Origin of the sequence: Salinivibrio kushneri, from assembly GCF_005280275.1 — a bacterium.
GTDB lineage: Bacteria > Pseudomonadota > Gammaproteobacteria > Enterobacterales > Vibrionaceae > Salinivibrio > Salinivibrio kushneri.
This window is the reverse complement of sequence record NZ_CP040022.1, coordinates 399,322-418,488: the sequence shown is the minus strand read 5'-3', so window position 1 is coordinate 418,488 and position 19,167 is coordinate 399,322. Positions and strand designations below refer to the sequence as shown.

Here is a 19,167-nt window from a genome sequence, read left to right as displayed (position 1 = left end):
ATCACGTCGCAGAATGCTGACTGCCGTCAAATAATTAGCACGGTTTGCGTGGCAACGCGGGTTTCCGTGATAGTCTACTTTTTGGACATAGGTATTATTATTGCGACATGCGTAAGCAAGGGAACTATGACAACGAAATATATAAAAGCGTTATGCTTAGCGCTCCCTCCCCTACTGCTAACCGAGTTGGCGTTCGCTGAAAACGCGTCTTCCGCTGATAATCTCGATCCGGTCAGTGAGTTGGTTGAGAAGCTCCGCGATAAAGAAGAAACGTTGGAGACTCGAAACGATGAACTGGCTCTGCAGCAGGCGAAATTGGATGACCTTTTGGTCAAGCGCGCGACGTTAGAAGATGAACTGAGTAACCTGAAGCGCAAACGCAGTAATGCTAAAGCAGAGCTGGATGCGAAATTTCAGGATTTAATCGCTGACCCGAGCACAGATATCAGCCCGTATCAGCAGGCCTACCAACAAGCATGGCAGCAGGTGAACAATCACCAGCAAAAACAAGCTGCCAACGAGTCCGCCATTATTGAGCAGAAGAAACGACTGGCGAAACTTGAACGAGAACAAGCCTTATTGGCAACCACCCTTGAGAATTTACATGAGGCCATGCGCGAAGCACGTGCAGAGCGTCTACGTAAAGAACTCACCCAAAAAGACACGATTGAAGTTGTCCATAGCTTGACCTGTTCACCCAACATGACATTGTCGGCGTGCGCGAACCAAGGTGAAACGCTGACCATGCAAAAAGCGATTCGTGACTTCCGAGGCCAGGTAACGGACTTTGTCACCGAATCCAATGCCGTGAAGCAAAACATCGATAAAGTGGCGTTTAATATCCACGTCACTAACAGTGAAGTCGTTGACGCAGGCTTTACCGGTGGCATGGACTACACAACACGTATCAAAGCCGAGCTGGTAAGCCGTCCTGATAAAACGGCGGCATGTCGACTGCTTGATCTTGAAGACAGATACTGTGTTGAAACCACCCAAGCACAGCAGCAAGCCAATCGTAAACAGCAGGCGAAACGCTGGGTTAACGTGACGATACGCTCTAATCGTTACGATGACAGTGTGACCATTAATGATGTGTCATACGGAAGCACACCGGTAGAACTCATGCTACCAGTGGGTAACCATGACTTAACGGTCACTAAGCCTGGTTTTATGCCTTATGATCGCGAAGTTTACCTCGGTAAAGACCAGGTAGTGTGGGCCAAACTGAAAGAGCAACCTAATCAGCCCCCTAGCCCAGGAAAAAAGTTTACCGACCCTGTTGCCAATAATCTCGAAGCACCGCAAATGGTGGTGATCGGCGCTGGCGAATACAAAGTCGGGCCAGATGCACGTGAAAATGTGGCTATTCAGCAATCATTTGCGATGGGCGCCACACCCGTCACGGTAGAGCAGTTTGACGCCTTTGTCACCGCCTCCGGTTATGTCACCGCAGCCGAACAAGGTAATGGCTGCGATAAGCTGGTAAATGGCGAGATCAACCAAAGCTTGGATACAGACTGGCGTCAACCCGGCTTTGATCAAGCGGCCGACTCCCCAGTCGTTTGTGTCAATAAAGATGATGCCGAGGCTTACACCGAGTGGCTAAGTCAGCAAACGGGCCAGCGCTACGCGCTTCCAAACGACGTTGAGTGGGAAGTTGCTGCCCGTGGTGGCACGGAAAGCGATTACTGGTGGGGCAATGAAATCGGTGTCGGCAACGCCAATACCGGCTGGAGCGGCACGGTATGGTCAAACGACCGCACCTCGCCGGTTAAAAGCTTTCCGCCTAACCCGTTCGGTGTTTATGACACCGCAGGCAATGTTTGGGAGTGGGTAAGCAATGATACCCCTATTGCTCGCGGCGGTGCGTGGAACTTTTCACCTCAACGCTCTCGCGTTTCCGAGCGTTTGGAGTTAGGAGAGAACACCAGCGCCAATTACCTTGGGTTCCGCGTGGTGCGAGATATCAAAACACCTTGATCTCACTCGCCTCATCACAATAGTAGAAAACACACGCCGCTACTCGTTAGCGGCGTTTTTTCGAGTAAGATAAAATCAACAATCTTGATATTAAGTTGCTTTACTCAATGTCAATAGGTCAAATCCCCCCTACCCAACGTCTAGTCTTCTGGATATAGTAGACCCCGTAAACGCAATTTGTCCCGATAGACGCGTTTGCAGTTCCTAACACTGTTAGGTGCAGTTAGATAACGATCTTGTATCAACAACCCTCATGATACCAGTGAATTATCTAAACAACCTCTTCTACACGTCGTACAGGATAACTCCCTTTGGGGAAATCTTGTCTTTGCCGGCTTTATGCCGGCTTTTTTTTATGCTCCAATAACGTGTCCGTTTTTCTATATCTTGGTGGGCGATGACGTCCAATAATAATAACAATGAATGGGTAAGCGATATGAATCACGTTCCTCCTGCTCTGTCTATGCTCGAGCAATTACCCGGCTGCTGGGGCTGCAAAGATACACAATCGGTATTTGTTTACGCCAATAGTGAATACTGCCGTCTTGTGGGCCTCAAACAACCGCAAGACTGCATAGGCAAGACAGATCATGATATGCCCTGCCCCACCACGCGTTGTGCCGATCAATTTCAAGCGCAAGACCAATACGTGATGAAAACAGGCAAGCGACTCCGTGTGCTCGATATTCATCCCTATGCCAATGGCCGTTGGCATGCGCACCTGTTTACCAAAACGCCTTGGTTCAATGAACAGGGGCATATTTGTGGGGTCATGTTCTGTGGCCAGGAGCTGAGCGACACCGCCATTTTAGAAGTGGGACATTGGGTGTGCCGTGCAGTCACTCACCCTGAACAGGCGTTATCCGATCATCATCATGGTGAAGCTCAGGTACACCTGACATCGCGAGAGCGGGAGGTACTGTTCCTTCATCTGCATGGCAAGAAACCGCAATTGATCGCGCAGACATTGTCGGTATCCGTCAAAACCATCGAAAATCACTTTGCGCATTTACGTGAAAAGTTCGATGTCGACTCCAAAGCAGGCTTACTCGAGCATGCGCTCGCGCAGGGATTTGGCTCCGCGATTCCAGAAAGCTTGTTAACCCAGCAATTGTCTGTGGTGCTACGAGGTTAATCAGACAGCGCCCAGTTCAACAGTGCGCCATCTTGCCGCCAGTCCTGCGCGATGAGGGCGCTAAGATGTCCCTCGTCGCTATCATCAAAGGGGCGGCTATGGCGCTAAGCGCTCAATCGCCCAGTTGTCATCCTCTTGCCGTTGATATAAGAAACGATCGTGTAAGCGGTGCTCGCCACCTTGCCAAAACTCAATGCTTTTAGGCTTGATGCGATAACCGCCCCAGAATGTAGGGACAGGCACTTCCCCTTTCTCGAACTGTTTTTTCAGCTCCAAAAACTTGCCTTCTAACGCCGAGCGTGCTGATAAACGTTCGCTTTGTTTGCTCGCCCATGCCGCGATCTGGCTTTCTTTGGGGCGAGAAGTGAAATACTTAAACACCTCCTTTTTACTCAGAGGCTCCGCTTCCCCCATAATATGGACTTGTCGCTCGATAAAATGCCAAGGAAAGTGCAAGCTAATCTTGCTGTTTTTTTTCAAATGCAGCGCTTTGCGACTTCCCAAGTTGGTGTAAAACACAAACCCCTCTTGATTAAAGTCTTTAAGCAAAACGATGCGCTGAAAAGGTTGTCCATCTTCATCAACCGTGGCGACAGTCATTGCGGTTGGATCTGGCACTTGGGTATCAATGGCTTGTTGCAACCACTGGCCAAATAAATCCATGGGCGCATCGGGTAAATCATCACGACGTAATCCCCCTTGGGTGTACTCTCTTCGAATGTCTGACAACTCCATTGCTTTCTCCAATTCGTTTATTTTCAACTATTTTGCGCAGGTACCTACCGATACACAAGTGCAATTTATTACCGTGGCGACAGAAACAGGGATCAGTGATCGCGACGCTTTTGATTTCTCAGGTTTAGCAACGCGAGCCATCTATACGCTCGTCGCACTTATCCATTCAAAGCCTGATAAAGTCTGCAAAAAATCAGCACCATAGGCTAAGCTTGAAAGAAGTGAAACACCTGATGGGGGTCAGATGGCGATACGTGATAAATCTCGCGCGACCTTGCCCCGAGATGAGCACCTCGATTACATCGATGACAAGACGGCTGCACTTTTGCTCAACACGCCGAAAAGTGCGCGTGTTTTGCTATGGACTATCGTGCTGTTTCTAGTTGTCGCCACGGCGTGGGCATCGCAAGCACAACTCGACAAAGTGACCGTCGGACAAGGAAAAGTGATTCCCTCTTCACAACTTCAAGTGGTGCAAAACCTTGAAGGGGGCTTAGTCAAAGCGCTCCTGGTCAAAGAAGGCGACAAGGTAAAAAAAGGGCAACGGCTTATCCTCATTGACGATACCCTCTTTCGCGCCAACTTCCGAGAAAGAGAACAAGAGTTGCTCGGTTTACGTGCAGATAAATTGCGTCTGCAAGCGTTGCTCACCGCGATTCGTGTTGATGAAACTGCGCCTTTTGAGCAATGGCGAGAAAGTATCCTGCTGGAGCGCCAACCACTCTCGTTTCCGGATGTCTTTACCACAAAACGCCCTGATTTGATCAAACAGACACAAGCGCGATATCAAGAGCAGCTGTCTAATATTCAAAATCAGCTCTACGTTACCGCGCAAAAGATCCGGCAAAAGGAACAAGAGCTTGTCGAATTAGAGTCTCGGATCGCGAATCTCGAACAAAGCCAAGCATTTGCGCAAGAGGAGCTGGACATCACGCGCCCACTTGCCGATGAAGGCGTTGTGCCCAAAATCGACTTGCTTAAGCTGCAGCGTCAACTCAATGATACACAGCGTGAATTATCCTCAGCACAGCTTTCTCTCCCTTCTGTGGTCTCAGCACTGCGCGAAGCCGTTTTCCAACGTATCGATGTCGCTTTAACGTTTCGCACCGACCAGCAAGAACAACTAAACCAAGTAGAGAAGCAAATAGCTACGATGTCTGAAGGGCGTGTGGGATTGCAGGATAAAGTCTCACGCACCGTGGTGACCTCGCCTGTCAATGGAACGGTTAAAAAGCTGCACGTCAACACAGTCGGCGGTGTCATCCAACCAGGCATGGACATTATAGAGATCGTCCCCTCCGAGGATAACCTCTTGGTTGAGGCCAAAATTGCCCCTCAAGATATTGCTTTTTTACGCCCAGGACTCAATGCAGTGGTCAAATTCAGCGCCTATGATTTTACCGTCTATGGCGGACTGGATGGCAGGCTTGAAACCATCAGTGCCGATACCATCGAAGACGAAGAAGGCAACAGTTTTTATCTGGCTAAGATACGTGCCGAAAAAGACAGCTTGGGCAAAGAAACCAGCTTACCCATTATTCCCGGCATGACGGCCTCCGTGGACATTATCACAGGTAAACGTACGGTTTTAGATTACTTACTCAATCCCATTACGCGCGCGCAAAAAACCGCATTGCGTGAATAAAGAGGCAACAGACTTTATGGCTTACCACTTTCCTTGGCAACCCTCTTGGTGCGTCGCCCTAACAATTGCAGTGATCGCACCGGCTCATAGCCAGTCTTTAGAGCAAGCCGTGGTGACAACGCTTGCCACGGATCCTGAGTTGCGTGGCGCCTTTCATCAGCTGCAAAGCTTCCGTGAGAGAACCAAGGCCAGTGAGGGCGACTATCTCCCCGACGTGGATTTGAATGCAGGGATGGGTTACGAACGCATCGATAATGATACAACACAAGCGCAAGATGACCTCGATTTTGCGCGAAAAGATGCCACTCTTAATGTTCGGCAATTATTGTGGGACGGGCAAACACACAACAACATTGCCCGTAATCAGTATGAGGCAGAGAGTCAGCGCTTTCAACTGCGTTCGGATGCCTCCGATAAAGCGCTACGGGTCGCCGAAGTGTACCTTGAGATACTTAAAGCTCAGCAGGTACTCGACCTTTCTCGCGCGAATATGACTGTACACGAAGAAATTCTCGCCGATATTCGCCGCCGGGCGGACACAGGCATTGGCTCAACGGCAGATCTATCGCAGGTACAAGCGCGCGTTGCTCGGGCCCAAGCTAACCTCTTGTCCGCTGAAACCAACCTAGAAGATGCCTTTACGGCATTTTTTCGCGTGGTTGGTGTGCCCGCGAACAACACAGTCCAACCCGTGATTGATAAAACACGCCTCCCCACCTCACTGGATAGTGCCCTTGAACAAGCCGTCAAACGTAACCCGCTACTCAAATTAGCGCGATACGATATTGAAGCGGCAAAGTCACAGTATCAACAGTTTAAAGGCGCTCACCACCCAAACATCAGTGTAGAAGTCAGCCAAACGTGGGCGGATGAAGTCAGCGGCGTGGATGATTTTAGTGATGAATTTAGCGCCATGCTACGCGTGCGTTATCAACTGTTTAATGGCGGGAGCGATCAAGCCGATATTCGACGAGGCGCCTATGAGTTAAATCGTGCCAAAGATATCTTTGATAACGCCTATCGACAATTAGAAGAAAGCACCCGGCTGGCTTGGAGTGCATTCCAGCTCACCGAGCAACAAAAAGACCTTTTGCAACAGCAAGTCGATGCCGCCTCGGACACAGTGCAAGCGTATGAAAAACAATTTAGAATTGGGCGACGAACGCTGCTCGACCTACTTAACACCGAAAACGAACTGCTTGAAGCGAGGCGCGCTTACTTAGACGCAAACTACGATCATTTATTGGCACAATATCGTTTACTCAACAATACCGGTCACTTATTGGAAGCCTTGAGAGTCTCCTTACCCAAACAGTGGCAAGGAACAGAAGGAGAAACGGAATGAAAGTATTGGGACTGAGCCTGATTCTTGTGCTAGTCACCGGATGTACGGTGGCGATCTCTCCACCCCCTACGGCCACGCAAAGTCATGATGTAACCGACAGTGATCAAGATGGCGTCATCAACGCCCGTGATCGATGCGACAACACACCACGCGGCGCCGTCATTGATAATCAAGGCTGTCCCAATTACATTCAACCGACCGCCGCGCGCCAGTCACCGACCGCATCAGCACGACAAATTGATGTGTACTTTGCCTCCAATACCGCAAAAGTGACGACGGGCGCTATAACCAATATCGACGCTATGGCAGACTTTCTGATGGATTATCCTGGTACCACGCTCCGTTTAACCGGTCACGCCAGTGCGGGCGGCTCGGCATCCTACAATCACGCGCTCTCTTATCGTCGAGCTATGACGGTCAAGCGTGCGCTTATCGAGCGTGGTATCACGCCACAACGCATCGACGTGGTTGCCAAAGGAGAGACGGACGCCAAGCATGGCAGTGGGGCAGCCGACGCGTATCGGCGAGTCAGTGGTGAAGTATTGAATTTCAAAGGGGATGTCGAGAAAGCATGGACCATCTTCACGCGTCGACCTCAGTCTTAAAGCGAAACCATTTATGAAGCAATGGCATATTGCCGGGTTATGTTTGTTGCTCTCTCTCAGCGCGATGAGTCTGACCACCAAAGAGTCACGCTGGGTGGGGCAAGTATCGAGCTTTTATGGTGAACGCGCGGGTAAGCGTGTCACGGCATGGCGCAACATGGTGGAAAAGACCCAAGGCTTATCAGAGCAAGAAAAGCTGCGCAAGGTGAATGATTTTTTTAATCAGATGTACTTTGTCGATGATATCGACCTATGGGGAAAAAAAGACTACTGGGCAACGCCTTTAGAGTTTCTTGGTGCCGCCGCCGGTGATTGTGAAGATTTTAGTATCGCAAAATACTTTTCGCTTCGCGAGTTAGGCATTGATGATAAAAAGCTGCGCCTGGTGTACGTAAAAGCAATCCGTCTCGACCAATTTCATATGGTCGTTGCGTATTACCCAACACCGTCCTCCGAGCCGGTGCTACTCGATAACTTAGATCCAGCAATTAAACGTGCGTCGTTAAGACGCGACCTGCTTCCTATATATAGCTTTAATGGTAGCCGACTATGGTTAATGAAAGAACGCGGCCAAGGCGAGCTTGCTGGCAACGCCTCCCGACTTGGCCTTTGGAATGATTTACGTAGCCGTATCGACACCTTAAAGATGCAAAAACCGATTAGACAATTTGATAGGTAAACACCGATGACGTTATTCAACCAAATATTCTCATGGATGCTAGTGATTTTCTTCTGCATAGTGCTGGCCGTCTTCGGTATCGAGCTGAATACCACTCGCAACTTTTTACTCAATCAGCAAACCTCTGATGTCAACAACACGGTCAATTCGATGGGGTTAGCCTTGGCACCCTATTTAGAATCGGATGATAAAGTCGCCGCCGAGTCAGTGATCAATGCGTTTTTTGATGGCGGCTTTTACCGCGAGGTTAATTTGACCTTGCTGTCAGATAACAGCGAGATTGTTCGCGAGTACCCGGTACAAATTCAGGGCGTTCCCCAGTGGTTTATCGATCTCGATATTTTTCCTGTGATCACAGAAAAACAAACCATCACCAGTGGTTGGATGCAACTTGCCGAAGTCGAAGTGGTCGCGCACCCAGGGTATGCATATAAGCAACTATGGAAATCATTTGTCCAACTGGGGACCATTATGGTGGTCATCTTTTTGGTTGCGTCCGTGATCATTGGCTGGCAATTACAGCGCTCTCTGAGACCGCTTGCGCGCATTACGGCCAAAGCGGGCGAAATCGCCAAAAACAAATTTGGTGATCCCATTCCGCTTCCTCCCACGACAGAGCTTAAAACCGTGGTTAATGCCATTAATGTCATGACCGATCAGCTCAAAAACTACTTTGAACAACAAGCAAAAGAGGCCGACCGGTTACGTAAAACCGCCTATCGAGATGCGGTATCTGGCCTCGGTAACCGCAGCTTCTATGTTGGCCAGCTTAAATCTTGGTTAACCGAGTCTGGTGTTGGCGGTATGGCGTTAATTAAAGTGGACCTCATTGGGGAGGCCTATAAAAACCATGGCTTCGAAGCGGGGGACCGTGTGGTTGAGCAATTTGCGAATAACCTCACTACCACGATTATCAGCGACGACAACATGACCGCAGCGCGTTTGAGCAAAGATGAATTTGTGATCCTAGCCCCGAATTCAGACCCTGATGACTTACGCTTGCTCGGCGAGAGTGTGCTCGCCATGGTCGTGGACATGCAAGCGGATCCGACCGGCCTCACGCCACCTAAGGTAGCGGTTGGGTTAGCTATCAATGGCGGCGGGAACCAGGATGCCAGCGTGCTACTGTCACAAGCAGATAATGCCTTATCACAAGCACGCAATACGCCAGAGCACCCTGTCGTACTGATTGACCAATCCATCGGTGACGCTGCAATGGGTAAACAGCAATGGAAAGCACTGCTGCATGAAGCCGTCGCACAAGAGCTGTTTGTGTTCAAATACCAACCCGCCACAGACAGCGAATCAAACCGACTGCATCAAGAGGTCTTTTCTGCGATAGAAAAAGACGACCAGTATTATGGGGCTGGGCACTTTTTAGGGGCCGTGGAACAGCTCCAGCTGGGTGAGACCCTCGATAAGTATGTCATTACTCACGTGCTTAAGACATTATCTCAAGACGCCAGTGTCGGGCCATTGGCGGTGAATCTCACCTTGAGTAGTGTGACCAATGCGTCGTTTATTCGTTGGTTGGGAACAACCTTGTATCAGCACCGCAAACTGGCCGGCCAACTGTTATTTGAGATCCCAGAGGTCGCTTTTGTTCGTCATGCTGATCACACTGGCTTGTTGATCGATCAAATCCGCCAAGCAGGCTTCCAATTTGGCGTCGATAATTATGGTCGCAACTTCCAGTCTTTGGATTACTTACAACGCTTTAAGCCCGATTACGTAAAAATAGACTTTGCCTATACCAGCCATATAGAAGACGATGCCCAAGGGCATGTCTTGGCATCAATTTGTCGCACCGCGCATAACCTAAATATCACCACTATCGCGACACGCGTGGAAACAGACGCACAACTTGCTCACCTTTCCGAGCTTTTCGTCAATGGTTTCCAAGGCTATATCTTCAATAACACTCAGGACAGCCATGGTTAAAGATCCGCTCCTGCAATCATTGATTTATGTATCGCGTTACTTCGGTAACGCGAACTCCCCCGATGCCCTTGTGTCTGGACTCCCTATCTCCGACGGCTACCTCTCACCTTTTTTACTTCCCCGCGCGGCTGAACGAGCGGGGATTGTCGCGAAAGAAGAAACGATGCCGCTCGAACGCCTCTCTTCGCTGCTCTGCCCAGCCATTTTGCTAATGAAAGATAACGACGCGTGCGTCGTACTCGAAATGGATGCAAAAAAGGGGCGTGCGGAAATCGTTTTGCCGCATGCGGATATGACACCTCGTTGGGTGATGCTTGATGATCTTAACGATGCCTATCTGGGACGCCTTTTTTTACTGAAAAAGCAATACCGCTTTGATGAACGCGCGCCAGACGCACAAGTGAAGGATGAGAGCCACTGGTTTTGGGGCACGCTTTGGCAATCGCGTCATATTTACCGAGATGTCTTAATCGCCTCACTCTTTATTAATGCCTTCGCGATCAGTGTGCCACTCTTTTCTCGTCTCGTTTACGACAAAATCGTGCCTAACTTGGCCTTCGATTCACTTTGGGTGCTCGCCAGTGGGATTTTGGTCATTTTTGTCTTCGACTTACTCCTTAAGTTGCTCCGTAGTTACTTTATTGATATTGCCGGTAAGAAAACGGATTTGCTTATTTCGTCCCGTATCTATGCCAAAGTCATCGGGGTGAGAATGGACGCCAAACCACCTTCAGTGGGGGCATTTGCGCGACATATGCAAGAGTTTGAATCCATTCGCGAGTTCTTTACCTCTGCGTCGATATCCACACTCATCGATCTCCCCTTTGCCATCATTTTCTTACTCGTGATTTGGTTTGTCGCCGGTCCTTTGGTGATCGTCCCTATCATTGCGGTTACGTTACTGGTTATCCACGCATGGCTGATCCAAAAGCCCCTGAGGCGCACGATTGAGGAAGGGACACGTCTTTCTTCACAAAAGAACGCCAACCTCATAGAGAGCTTATCAGGGCTTGAGACCATTAAAATATTCGGGGCAGAGAGTCAGTTTCAGTATCGCTGGGAAGAAGCCGTTGCCCATATGGCAAACTGGAGCATCAAAACACGTCGTCTCACAGACTCGGTCCATAACTCGGCCAGTTTTGTTCAGCAGTTTGTCATCGTCAGTATGATTGTATTTGGTGTCTACCAAATAGCCGCAGGCGAACTGACAATGGGGGGATTGATTGCGGCAAGCATGCTCAGCTCAAGAGCGGTAGCGCCCTTGGTTCAGCTATCTTTGTTATCCACGCGCTATCACCAAGCAAAATCAGCACTCGATATTATCGACCAACTCATGGCATTGCCCACGGAACAAACCGAGGGTAAACGTTATATTCATCGCCCGATGCTGCGTGGCAAAATCGAACTCGACAACGTTGACTTTCATTACCCCAACACCACTGCCCTCGCCTTGCGCCAGGTGTCCTTTCGTATTTATCCGGGAGAAAAAGTCGGTATTATTGGCCGGGTGGGTTCAGGAAAAACAACGCTTGCCCGTCTGATAGTCGGTCTTTATTCTCCCACCCAAGGCTCGGTTGCCATCGATGATACCGATATCTCACAGCTTCATTATATCGACGTGCGTCGCAATGTCGGTTTTGTTCCTCAAGAGCCGACCCTATTCTTTGGCTCAATCAGAGACAATATGACCCTAGGCCAACCACTCGCTGATGATATTGATATTATGGACGCCGCGACCCGTTCCGGTGTGTTAAGTTTCACCCAACGCCATGCCTCTGGACTAGAAAGACAGGTTGGAGAAGGCGGTGCCTTATTGTCCGGGGGACAACGGCAAGCCGTTGCAATTGCTCGCGCCTTTTTAGGCCGCCCACCGGTGGTTTTACTCGACGAGCCAACCAGTCAGATGGATAACCGCACAGAGCAGTTCATTAAGACCCAGCTAAAAGATTTACGCAGAGAGGAGACACTCATTCTCAGTACCCACAAAACCAGCATGCTGGATGTGGTTGACCGTCTTATTGTGATGGAGGAAGGATGTGTGGTCGCAGATGGCCCGAAAAAAGCGGTACTTCAAGCCTTAAAAGAAGGGAAAATCCGTAAGGTTGGCTAACAGTTTACACTGTAAACCAGCATTAACCATTGGCTTGATACGGCTTTAATTCAATCGCCGCATTATCATAAAACAAATGTGATGGACCATGCTCTGAGTGAATCACGTGCTTGTCTTCGCCGATAGTACAATGGACACGATTCAGTAATGACTTAGTCGCAATGATACTGGCGGCTTTGTATCCGCTTTCTATCGCCGCATCTGTTTCTTCCACCGTGGCTTCTATTTCACTTAGCTCGGTAGAAAGGTGCTCGCGTGTCGAACTTATTCTTTCCACCATCGCGGCGTCGCGCTTCTCTTCTGGAACAGCGTCAAGTTTTTTCTCTGCCGCCTGGATCTTGTCCAGTTGGGCACTTTTCTCTTCCCAGCTTTTGTTTAGATTGACGAGTTCCCGTTTAAGTATCGGCAGACGCGGGAAACAATGGATATACGTATGCGCCCCTGCGCTGGCGCCGATAATCACCGCCTGTACTTTCTCACCGACTTCATGTTGACCGCCCGCTAATGTCCCTTTGCGCTTGGTGGCATCAGTAATGATGATTGACTGCCCCACATGTGTTTTGCAGTGCATCGCATGCAAGGTAAGTTCTAGGTTTTGATTGGCACAGAGCGTGGCATACTGCGCGAACTTGGCAACGATATTGCCCTCCGCAATCAGGGTACAATTAATATCAGAATCGGCTGCAACTTGTCGGCCGATAATCCCGTTCTGGACAATAATGTCGGCACCGGCGGTGATGGTCGCCGATTCTACCACTCCTCCTACCGTGACGGTTCCCGATGCCGTGACCTTCATACCCACTTCGACATCCCCTTTAATCACCACACTGCCTTCAAAGTTGACATGCCCAGTACCGACATCAACCGCATCTAAGCTCAAGGCATCATCGACAGCCACGCCGTCTTTTTGTAACCGAGGGATCCCGGCCATGGTCGCCACCAAAATATTCGGATCTTTGTTACTGAACTCACTACCTGGGTGAGCGGTGAGTGTCATTGGCTGACCGGACGAGGTCGACAACACTGAGCCAGTGACCGTGAAGCCCTCATAACCCGACGTTTCTGGGATCAGTTTGGCTAAAGGCTGTCCTTGCTTCACCATCACCATTTCCCCCAAATCACGCATATCAACGGTTCCATCTTCACGCTGTTTGGGACGACGAACACGCTCGGTAGGATCTTCAATGAGATAGACAAGGTGTGCATCTTCGCCGGCGATAGGCTGTCGGCCGAATGCAACGGGCACATCGAGATATTCACCAGGTTTGAGCTTTCCTGATGCGGAGAGAAGTTTTTGCAGGGTTGGTTTTTTTATCCCTCGAACAATATTAGCATCACGCAGTGTCGAAAGAATGTCATCGGCTTTCAGTCCACGCCCGCCACAAGCGCCGTTAACGATCAAATAGGCCGTCATTTTATCATCGGCGATACGCGCCTCGATAGTTGCATCACGGCGTTCTGCTATAATGAAATCTTCCGACTCAGCATCATCCGGCGAGGCATTTAACTTGGTGAGGGCTGACTCTATCGTATCATCAAAACAAAAAAAGCCATCGACTTGATTGCTCACCAACCAGTCCTTAATCTGTTTTTTCTCTATGGGTTGGCCATTTGTATGCTCGACGTTCCCTGCCGATAAATATACACGCTGACCATCCTGAGAGACGCGGAGGATATCGTCTAGCATCTCGCTTCCTGCCTATCTGATCCTTGTGGCGGCTTTATTAGCCCAGTAAACCACTTGGCAACGCGCTTGCTCCATCATCTTGTGGAACGTTACGCTCGACTGTCGTCACTGACTAGATTAGTCCAAATCCAATGCCAGTGTGCGCAATTGTCTCATTTATAATAAATTATACAGGTTTATCGTTTATGGGAGCAGGATCACTGATAAAAACGTGACCAGGGTAGGATTAATTCATTGACCCTCTTCATGCTCCCCACAATGATCGACATTAGAACGATTTACAGTGTAAATACGTGTCAAGCGTGACAGCGTTTACACTGTAAATCAAGCCAATGCCGCGTGTTTCGTTTACAGTGTAAATCGCTCATGTCGTCAGGTGCATGTGAACATAGTCCCGTATTCGAGATTCCGCGTCCTTCTTTCCCGCAAGCTGATATCGGGTGCAAACCACAGACCAAGGCAACCCTAACAAAATACGGCTAACCAGAATGGGGAGTGTGGCGTTCTCGCCCTTTTTCCCGTCACAACGAATATGATGATATAACCAAGCCTGTAGACTCGATAGGGCAGCATCGACTCCTACACCACCGGCTACAAACCCATCGAGTTGTTGTCTTACTTCCTCCGGTAGCGGTGTGGTTGGTAACCCTGCAATGATAGACATAGCAATGTCCGTTTCCATCCGTTGATGGCTAGTGAGCATCTGAATGGGAAGACTTTGCCTAAACAAGCGCAACGCCAGATCACACCATCTCAATGGCTGGATAGGTTTAATCATTTGCAGTGAGTAGCAGCCACTGGCTTGATCGCGTTTCAATCCCAGTTTAACCGGCTTAAACCCTTGCTTAAACCAAAACGGCGTCAACGATGCGGTTGCACCGAAGCTAACCCCTACCCCAACTACCGAGGCTTCAGCCGCGTGTTGATTCACGACGGCGAGCAACCGTCGACCGACGCCTTGGTGTCGATAGGGCTCGGATACGGCAATACGTTGCACGCGCCAAAGCCTGTCGTGCAAGACCTCAGCCTCCCCCAAATGCGCGGCGACAGATTGGCTAAACAGATGCCCTTTTATCCGGCGTTGCCCCGCAACGACCGCCTGGCACGTTTGCCAATCAACCCCACCCTCTTGACTCACGACACACGCGGCAACCAACTTATCGTTGCGCCAGCCGGCAAAGATTAAGAGAGCGTCATCGTCCAGAAGACGGGCTAAATCGTTAGGCGATGTTTGATAATGGGCCGCGATCAGTAATGTGAATAACTGCCGTAAACACGCCTCGTCTTGATACAACTGGTGACGGCTAATCGGTTCAATCACCACATTTTTAACCCACTCGGTCTCAAGCATATCGGCCCGTTCCGTCGCTAAGTCGTCGTCGCCATTGAGTAAAAAGAGGGCATTCAAGGTACGCTCAACCGGATCATCATCAGCCCATCGCATGGGGGCGGTGAGCTTTAAGGTACGCCATTGTGGCTGCTCTGCATCCAGCATTTGCTTGAGTCGGAGCGTAAAAGCCCGTCCTGTCCCTTCATAGCCATGCTCTGTCGTGGCAATCGCGACGCGACTGTATTGATTAAGCCATTGGCTTATGATTGGAAGCGGGATCGCCGCGGCCTCATCAACCAGTAACAAGTCTGCCGCTGGCGCGTCTTGCAACAGCGCATCAGGCGCGATAAAGCGTATCTGGCTTCCTTGATAATCGATTTTTTGACCGGCGTCATCAACCTGAAGGGTGGCTTTCAGATGATGAAAAAGCGTTGATGCATGGGCAGGGGAAGGCGATGACACAATGATGCGCCTTGGCTTTTTCATCATCAAGTTAGCCGCGGCCATTCCTAATGCGGCCGATTTACCCCGACCTCGATCAGCGCTAAGCAGCAGGGGACGGCGCCGATGTCCGGTCACGACTTTCTCCACCGCAGCAATCGCATCTTTCTGGGTGACTGAATGCGTTTGGGGTCGCACCGAACGTTCTCGCGGTAACCGGTGTTGCCAATGACAATGAAATGCGACGCTATCATCTTCACTCAAACAGCGAAGAAGACGTTGCACGGATGGCGGCATATCTTCAACGCCGGCGGCAATTCGGAGCACAATGAGCGCCCCCGCGCGACAGCAACCGACGATGGCGCAAAAAGCTTCCGCGTTAAATTGCGCGTTCACCTCCACCACGATATGACCACACTCTTGTCCTAACTTTTGCTGAGCCTGGCGCCAACTCAAACCATGTTCAGCGCTTCCCACAATTAACGGGGCTTGTGTCTCATCAAAGCCGGCTAGCACAGTCGCCAAATCCTTATCGACACAAACCAGTTGACGGTGGGAGTGATGGGCTGCACGTAAGATCAGCGGCGCAAAAAAGTCTTCCAATGTGGGTGATGTCATCATGTTTCCATAAGGCTTTTTACCAAGCGGATAGGGGATGATAACACGCAAAAAAAAACGACACGCCAGGCATGTCGTTTTTACTTTGTCATTTTCGGCAAAAAGATTAGCTATCGAGTGTTTGCTTAATCAGCGCTAAAATACGCTCTGCGTCTTCGTCACTGACTTTCTTGAGGTTAATATTCAAATTGTTGCCTTTGCGTCGGTATGACGCTCGCCCTTCAAGCAGTGTTTGCGCTTGCTCTTTTTCAGTAGATGTCGGCGCAACCAGTTCATCCTTAAACTGCTCAATCAACTGGGTGACTTCTCGCGTAATACGCGTCACGCCTTGCGCATCGACCTGTTGCCATAAAGGCGTGTCACCAAGCTTAGCAACCAGCTGTTGTTGCAAAGACGCATCAAGGCCAAAATACAAGCGGTGCAACTTCACAATCGTCGGCCGTCCCAACTCCGACACACTCGGGTAGGCCTGGAGTAGCGGTAAGGGCAGGGCCGCGGCTTTTAGGGCGCCGCTGACCAAGGCTTCGCTACACTGACACGCATTCGCCAATGCTTTTTGGTCACTCACTTCACCACTGTCTAACATTGCCTGCATCTCTTTACCGCGTTCATAAAGCGATAAGGGTTTGTGCGCATTGGCGACATCTGACAAGAATTTAGCATGGCGCGTACTAATGCCTTTGGCCACGTACACTAAGAAATCTTGGTCTGCAATCAGACACGACATGCGGCGTCGGCTACCGTCGAGGACTTCGATACGACCATCGTCAAGCCAACGACCCACTGCAGGGTACTGCTGGCCATGTGCTTTTAGCGTTACCAAAATATCGGATAACGCGAGTTCATTCAGAAATGACTGCTCTCGCGCATTCTTATCAAAGACGGTCGTTTTATCTCGGATCTCACTGGCAGGGACTTTTACCAGCTCAAATTCAACCGTGTGTTCACCGGCGACCGCAAGCTCAATGACTGCCGCTTTTTCACTCGCTGCACTCTGAGCTTCTTGCGTTGTCGTCGCTCGTCGCTTGTCTGCTTTGGCAAACAAACGCGCATTTAAATCAGAGGTCTTAATGGCCATTTTTCGTGATTACTCCTGATTGAGCTGAGACCAGTGGCTGTGCAGCACACGCTCAAGTTCTAAACCGACACGATGGACGGCATCTTGGGCTGTCGACAACGTCTTCTTACCGCCCTCAAAGTCTTGTGAGGTAAGATCAAACACTGTGCTGTACGTGTCGGCGCAGGTCTCAAAGGCGCGACTTCTTGGAATGGTCGCCATCATGACTTGTTCACCTAAAAGATAATTCATTTCCGTTAAGACCGAAATCTGTTTTTTGTTGTCATCTTCAAACATAGTCGGCATCAACCGCACAAACTCGAGGCCATGCCAGTCTTCAGGGAACATCTCATAGACTTGTGGCAGATGCTGGAAAAAGTTCACCGTCGACGCCCAGTCAAGGCGCTTTGCCGCACAAGGGATCACTAACGAGTTTGAAGCATACATCGCATTCCATACCAGCGGATCGATATGCGGGCCTGTATCTATCATGATAATGTCAAACTCATCACTGATTGGGTCGATGACTTTTTCTTGCAGCAACTCAACCACATTCAGAGACTGGCTCGTTGCTAACGCTTGCCACGCCTCAGCATTAAACATCGCGTCTTCTGGGAAGGCCGCCATGGTTTTTAAGTTTGGGTACTGTGTCGGCAATAGGACATTACGCATCATGAAGTCTTTGTCTGCAGGCTCGGGCGTATTATCCAACATGACGTCAACGGCGGAGTAAATCCCCTCTTGCTCGGTCAAACTAATTTGTGGATTGAGGAACAGTCGCAATGAGCCTTGTGGATCCAAGTCGATTAAGCAAATGCGATAACGCTTTTCCAAATTGAGGGCCATACACGCCGCTAAGTGCACCGCACTCATGGATTTACCGGTTCCGCCTTTCTGGTTTTGGATGTTCACCACCCAGGGCTTATGGGTTTTTCCTTTACGCTCATGAAAGGTCGGCACGTTCGCCGCATCCATGATTTGGTGCGCCTCATCGAGTGTAATCGAATAATGGTTAGCGTTGTTTTTAGTAAACTGATGCCCCTCTTGCTCCATGCGAGAGATCGCTTCATCAAGCTTTCGCCGCGTTAATCCAGAACGCGTTTCCATTAATGCTTTTGACATCGGTGGAAAGAGTTGGTCGTGGCGCTCTTCCATCACAATCTCGACCCGATCAGACTGAACCTGTTTCGTCTGCGCGGCGATGTTGCGAAGGTTTTCAATCGTCTTTTCCCTATCCATATTCTTTTTCGCCTTAACGAGAAATAATTGCCGATTGTACAGCACATTCCAGTCAAAACAATAAAAAGGTGAACAAAAGCCAATCAAATAAAGATCCTGCTCACAATTGTTATCTTGGATGATTGATGAAAATAGCGACAAATATCCGCTTATCCTCACCTCGACAAACCTACGATAAGTTCAGCACATTTAAAATGTCACAGCGTCACTTATTTACAATGTAAACAAGTCGAATAACCGGAAGCTTATCTTTGAATGGCTAATTTACGGTATCCGGTCATTGAACTGAGTTTATCGTGACTTAACCCTGAAGCAGGGAAGTTGGTTTGAAAAACATCCCCATTTGTCGCTCACCCGATCGCTTACTACGGTTTTGATCATTTTTCCCGAAACGATGATCAAGGTGTATGGCCTTCATGGACGCCATCACTTGATCATGCTTTCGAGCGTAAGCGCATCACTTAGGAAACATGATCAAGCGGTATTATGGGTTAAATCCTCTGCAAATCCACGCGGCGTATATCGCTATTCAACGGAACAATGATCAAGACTTGCTGTAAACGCTTATACAATGTCCCATTGTTCGGAACGATATAATCAAACCGCCAAATTACGGATAA

13 protein-coding genes are annotated in these 19,167 nt (G+C 49.5%); 8 read left to right on the top strand and 5 right to left on the bottom strand.

The genetic code is table 11. The annotated features are described in order from the left end of the window. Positions 1-126: 126 nt before the first annotated feature. Together FCN78_RS14950 and FCN78_RS14945 are read left to right on the top strand one after the other, a co-directional pair. The gene (locus FCN78_RS14950; protein ID WP_069360870.1) at positions 127-1,980 is read left to right on the top strand and encodes an SUMF1/EgtB/PvdO family nonheme iron enzyme; all 1,854 of its coding nucleotides are present in this window, start codon (positions 127-129) and stop codon (positions 1,978-1,980) included. Between the two features lie 436 nt (positions 1,981-2,416). Next, a complete protein-coding gene (locus FCN78_RS14945; RefSeq protein WP_077458848.1) occupies positions 2,417-3,115 on the top strand; it encodes a helix-turn-helix transcriptional regulator in 699 nt (232 codons plus the stop codon). A 96-nt stretch (positions 3,116-3,211) separates the two neighbouring features. Here FCN78_RS14945 and pdxH read toward each other — a convergent pair whose 3' ends face one another. After that, positions 3,212-3,850, bottom strand: coding sequence for a pyridoxamine 5'-phosphate oxidase (gene pdxH, locus FCN78_RS14940; protein ID WP_069360872.1), 639 nt, complete (start codon positions 3,848-3,850; stop codon positions 3,212-3,214). Between the two features lie 244 nt (positions 3,851-4,094). Here pdxH and FCN78_RS14935 point away from each other — a divergent pair, with 244 nt between their 5' ends. The 6 genes from FCN78_RS14935 to FCN78_RS14910 are packed head-to-tail and all read left to right on the top strand — an operon-like array spanning position 4,095 to position 12,175. Beyond that, positions 4,095-5,495, top strand: a complete 1,401-nt coding sequence (locus tag FCN78_RS14935; RefSeq protein ID WP_069360874.1) for an HlyD family type I secretion periplasmic adaptor subunit — start codon at positions 4,095-4,097, stop codon at positions 5,493-5,495. Positions 5,496-5,511: 16 nt separating this feature from the next. Then, on the top strand, positions 5,512-6,840 hold the full coding sequence (locus tag FCN78_RS14930; protein WP_069360875.1) for a TolC family outer membrane protein: 1,329 nt from the start codon (positions 5,512-5,514) through the stop codon (positions 6,838-6,840). Further along, positions 6,837-7,445: an OmpA family protein gene (locus tag FCN78_RS14925; RefSeq protein WP_077650704.1), complete on the top strand. Its 609-nt coding sequence runs from the start codon at positions 6,837-6,839 to the stop codon at positions 7,443-7,445. Before FCN78_RS14930 ends, FCN78_RS14925 begins: the two co-directional genes overlap by 4 nt. A 13-nt stretch (positions 7,446-7,458) precedes the next feature. After that, positions 7,459-8,124 (top strand): transglutaminase-like cysteine peptidase, encoded by a 666-nt coding sequence (locus FCN78_RS14920; protein ID WP_069360877.1) that lies wholly within the window; start codon positions 7,459-7,461, stop codon positions 8,122-8,124. Positions 8,125-8,130: 6 nt separating this feature from the next. Further along, a complete protein-coding gene (locus FCN78_RS14915; RefSeq protein WP_069360878.1) occupies positions 8,131-10,065 on the top strand; it encodes a bifunctional diguanylate cyclase/phosphodiesterase in 1,935 nt (644 codons plus the stop codon). Continuing rightward, on the top strand, positions 10,058-12,175 hold the full coding sequence (locus FCN78_RS14910) for a type I secretion system permease/ATPase (protein ID WP_069360879.1): 2,118 nt from the start codon (positions 10,058-10,060) through the stop codon (positions 12,173-12,175). Before FCN78_RS14915 ends, FCN78_RS14910 begins: the two co-directional genes overlap by 8 nt. A 22-nt stretch (positions 12,176-12,197) precedes the next feature. On the opposite strand, the gene FCN78_RS14905 is transcribed toward FCN78_RS14910, so the two are convergent. The 4 genes from FCN78_RS14905 to FCN78_RS14890 form a co-directional block, all read right to left on the bottom strand. Next, positions 12,198-13,862 (bottom strand): DUF342 domain-containing protein, encoded by a 1,665-nt coding sequence (locus tag FCN78_RS14905; RefSeq protein WP_069360880.1) that lies wholly within the window; start codon positions 13,860-13,862, stop codon positions 12,198-12,200. 364 nt (positions 13,863-14,226) lie between these two features. Beyond that, entirely contained in the window at positions 14,227-16,254 is a 2,028-nt protein-coding gene (locus FCN78_RS14900; RefSeq protein ID WP_077658915.1) for a GNAT family N-acetyltransferase, read from the bottom strand. A gap of 103 nt (positions 16,255-16,357) precedes the next feature. Then, entirely contained in the window at positions 16,358-17,329 is a 972-nt protein-coding gene (locus tag FCN78_RS14895; RefSeq protein ID WP_069360882.1) for a ParB/RepB/Spo0J family partition protein, read from the bottom strand. Positions 17,330-17,338: 9 nt separating this feature from the next. Beyond that, positions 17,339-18,547, bottom strand: a complete 1,209-nt coding sequence (locus FCN78_RS14890; protein ID WP_077658916.1) for a ParA family protein — start codon at positions 18,545-18,547, stop codon at positions 17,339-17,341. Positions 18,548-19,167: the final 620 nt, after the last annotated feature.

Excerpts from the sequence above, each read along its gene's own strand:
- FCN78_RS14950 (WP_069360870.1), top strand. The coding sequence starts at position 127 with ATGACAACGAAATATATAAAAGCGTTATGCTTAGCGCTCCCTCCCCTA.
- FCN78_RS14945 (WP_077458848.1), top strand. The coding sequence starts at position 2,417 with ATGAATCACGTTCCTCCTGCTCTGTCTATGCTCGAGCAATTACCCGGC.
- pdxH (WP_069360872.1), bottom strand. The coding sequence starts at position 3,850 with ATGGAGTTGTCAGACATTCGAAGAGAGTACACCCAAGGGGGATTACGT.
- FCN78_RS14935 (WP_069360874.1), top strand. The coding sequence starts at position 4,095 with ATGGCGATACGTGATAAATCTCGCGCGACCTTGCCCCGAGATGAGCAC.
- FCN78_RS14930 (WP_069360875.1), top strand. The coding sequence starts at position 5,512 with ATGGCTTACCACTTTCCTTGGCAACCCTCTTGGTGCGTCGCCCTAACA.
- FCN78_RS14925 (WP_077650704.1), top strand. The coding sequence starts at position 6,837 with ATGAAAGTATTGGGACTGAGCCTGATTCTTGTGCTAGTCACCGGATGT.
- FCN78_RS14920 (WP_069360877.1), top strand. The coding sequence starts at position 7,459 with ATGAAGCAATGGCATATTGCCGGGTTATGTTTGTTGCTCTCTCTCAGC.
- FCN78_RS14915 (WP_069360878.1), top strand. The coding sequence starts at position 8,131 with ATGACGTTATTCAACCAAATATTCTCATGGATGCTAGTGATTTTCTTC.
- FCN78_RS14910 (WP_069360879.1), top strand. The coding sequence starts at position 10,058 with ATGGTTAAAGATCCGCTCCTGCAATCATTGATTTATGTATCGCGTTAC.
- FCN78_RS14905 (WP_069360880.1), bottom strand. The coding sequence starts at position 13,862 with ATGCTAGACGATATCCTCCGCGTCTCTCAGGATGGTCAGCGTGTATAT.
- FCN78_RS14900 (WP_077658915.1), bottom strand. The coding sequence starts at position 16,254 with ATGATGACATCACCCACATTGGAAGACTTTTTTGCGCCGCTGATCTTA.
- FCN78_RS14895 (WP_069360882.1), bottom strand. The coding sequence starts at position 17,329 with ATGGCCATTAAGACCTCTGATTTAAATGCGCGTTTGTTTGCCAAAGCA.
- FCN78_RS14890 (WP_077658916.1), bottom strand. The coding sequence starts at position 18,547 with ATGGATAGGGAAAAGACGATTGAAAACCTTCGCAACATCGCCGCGCAG.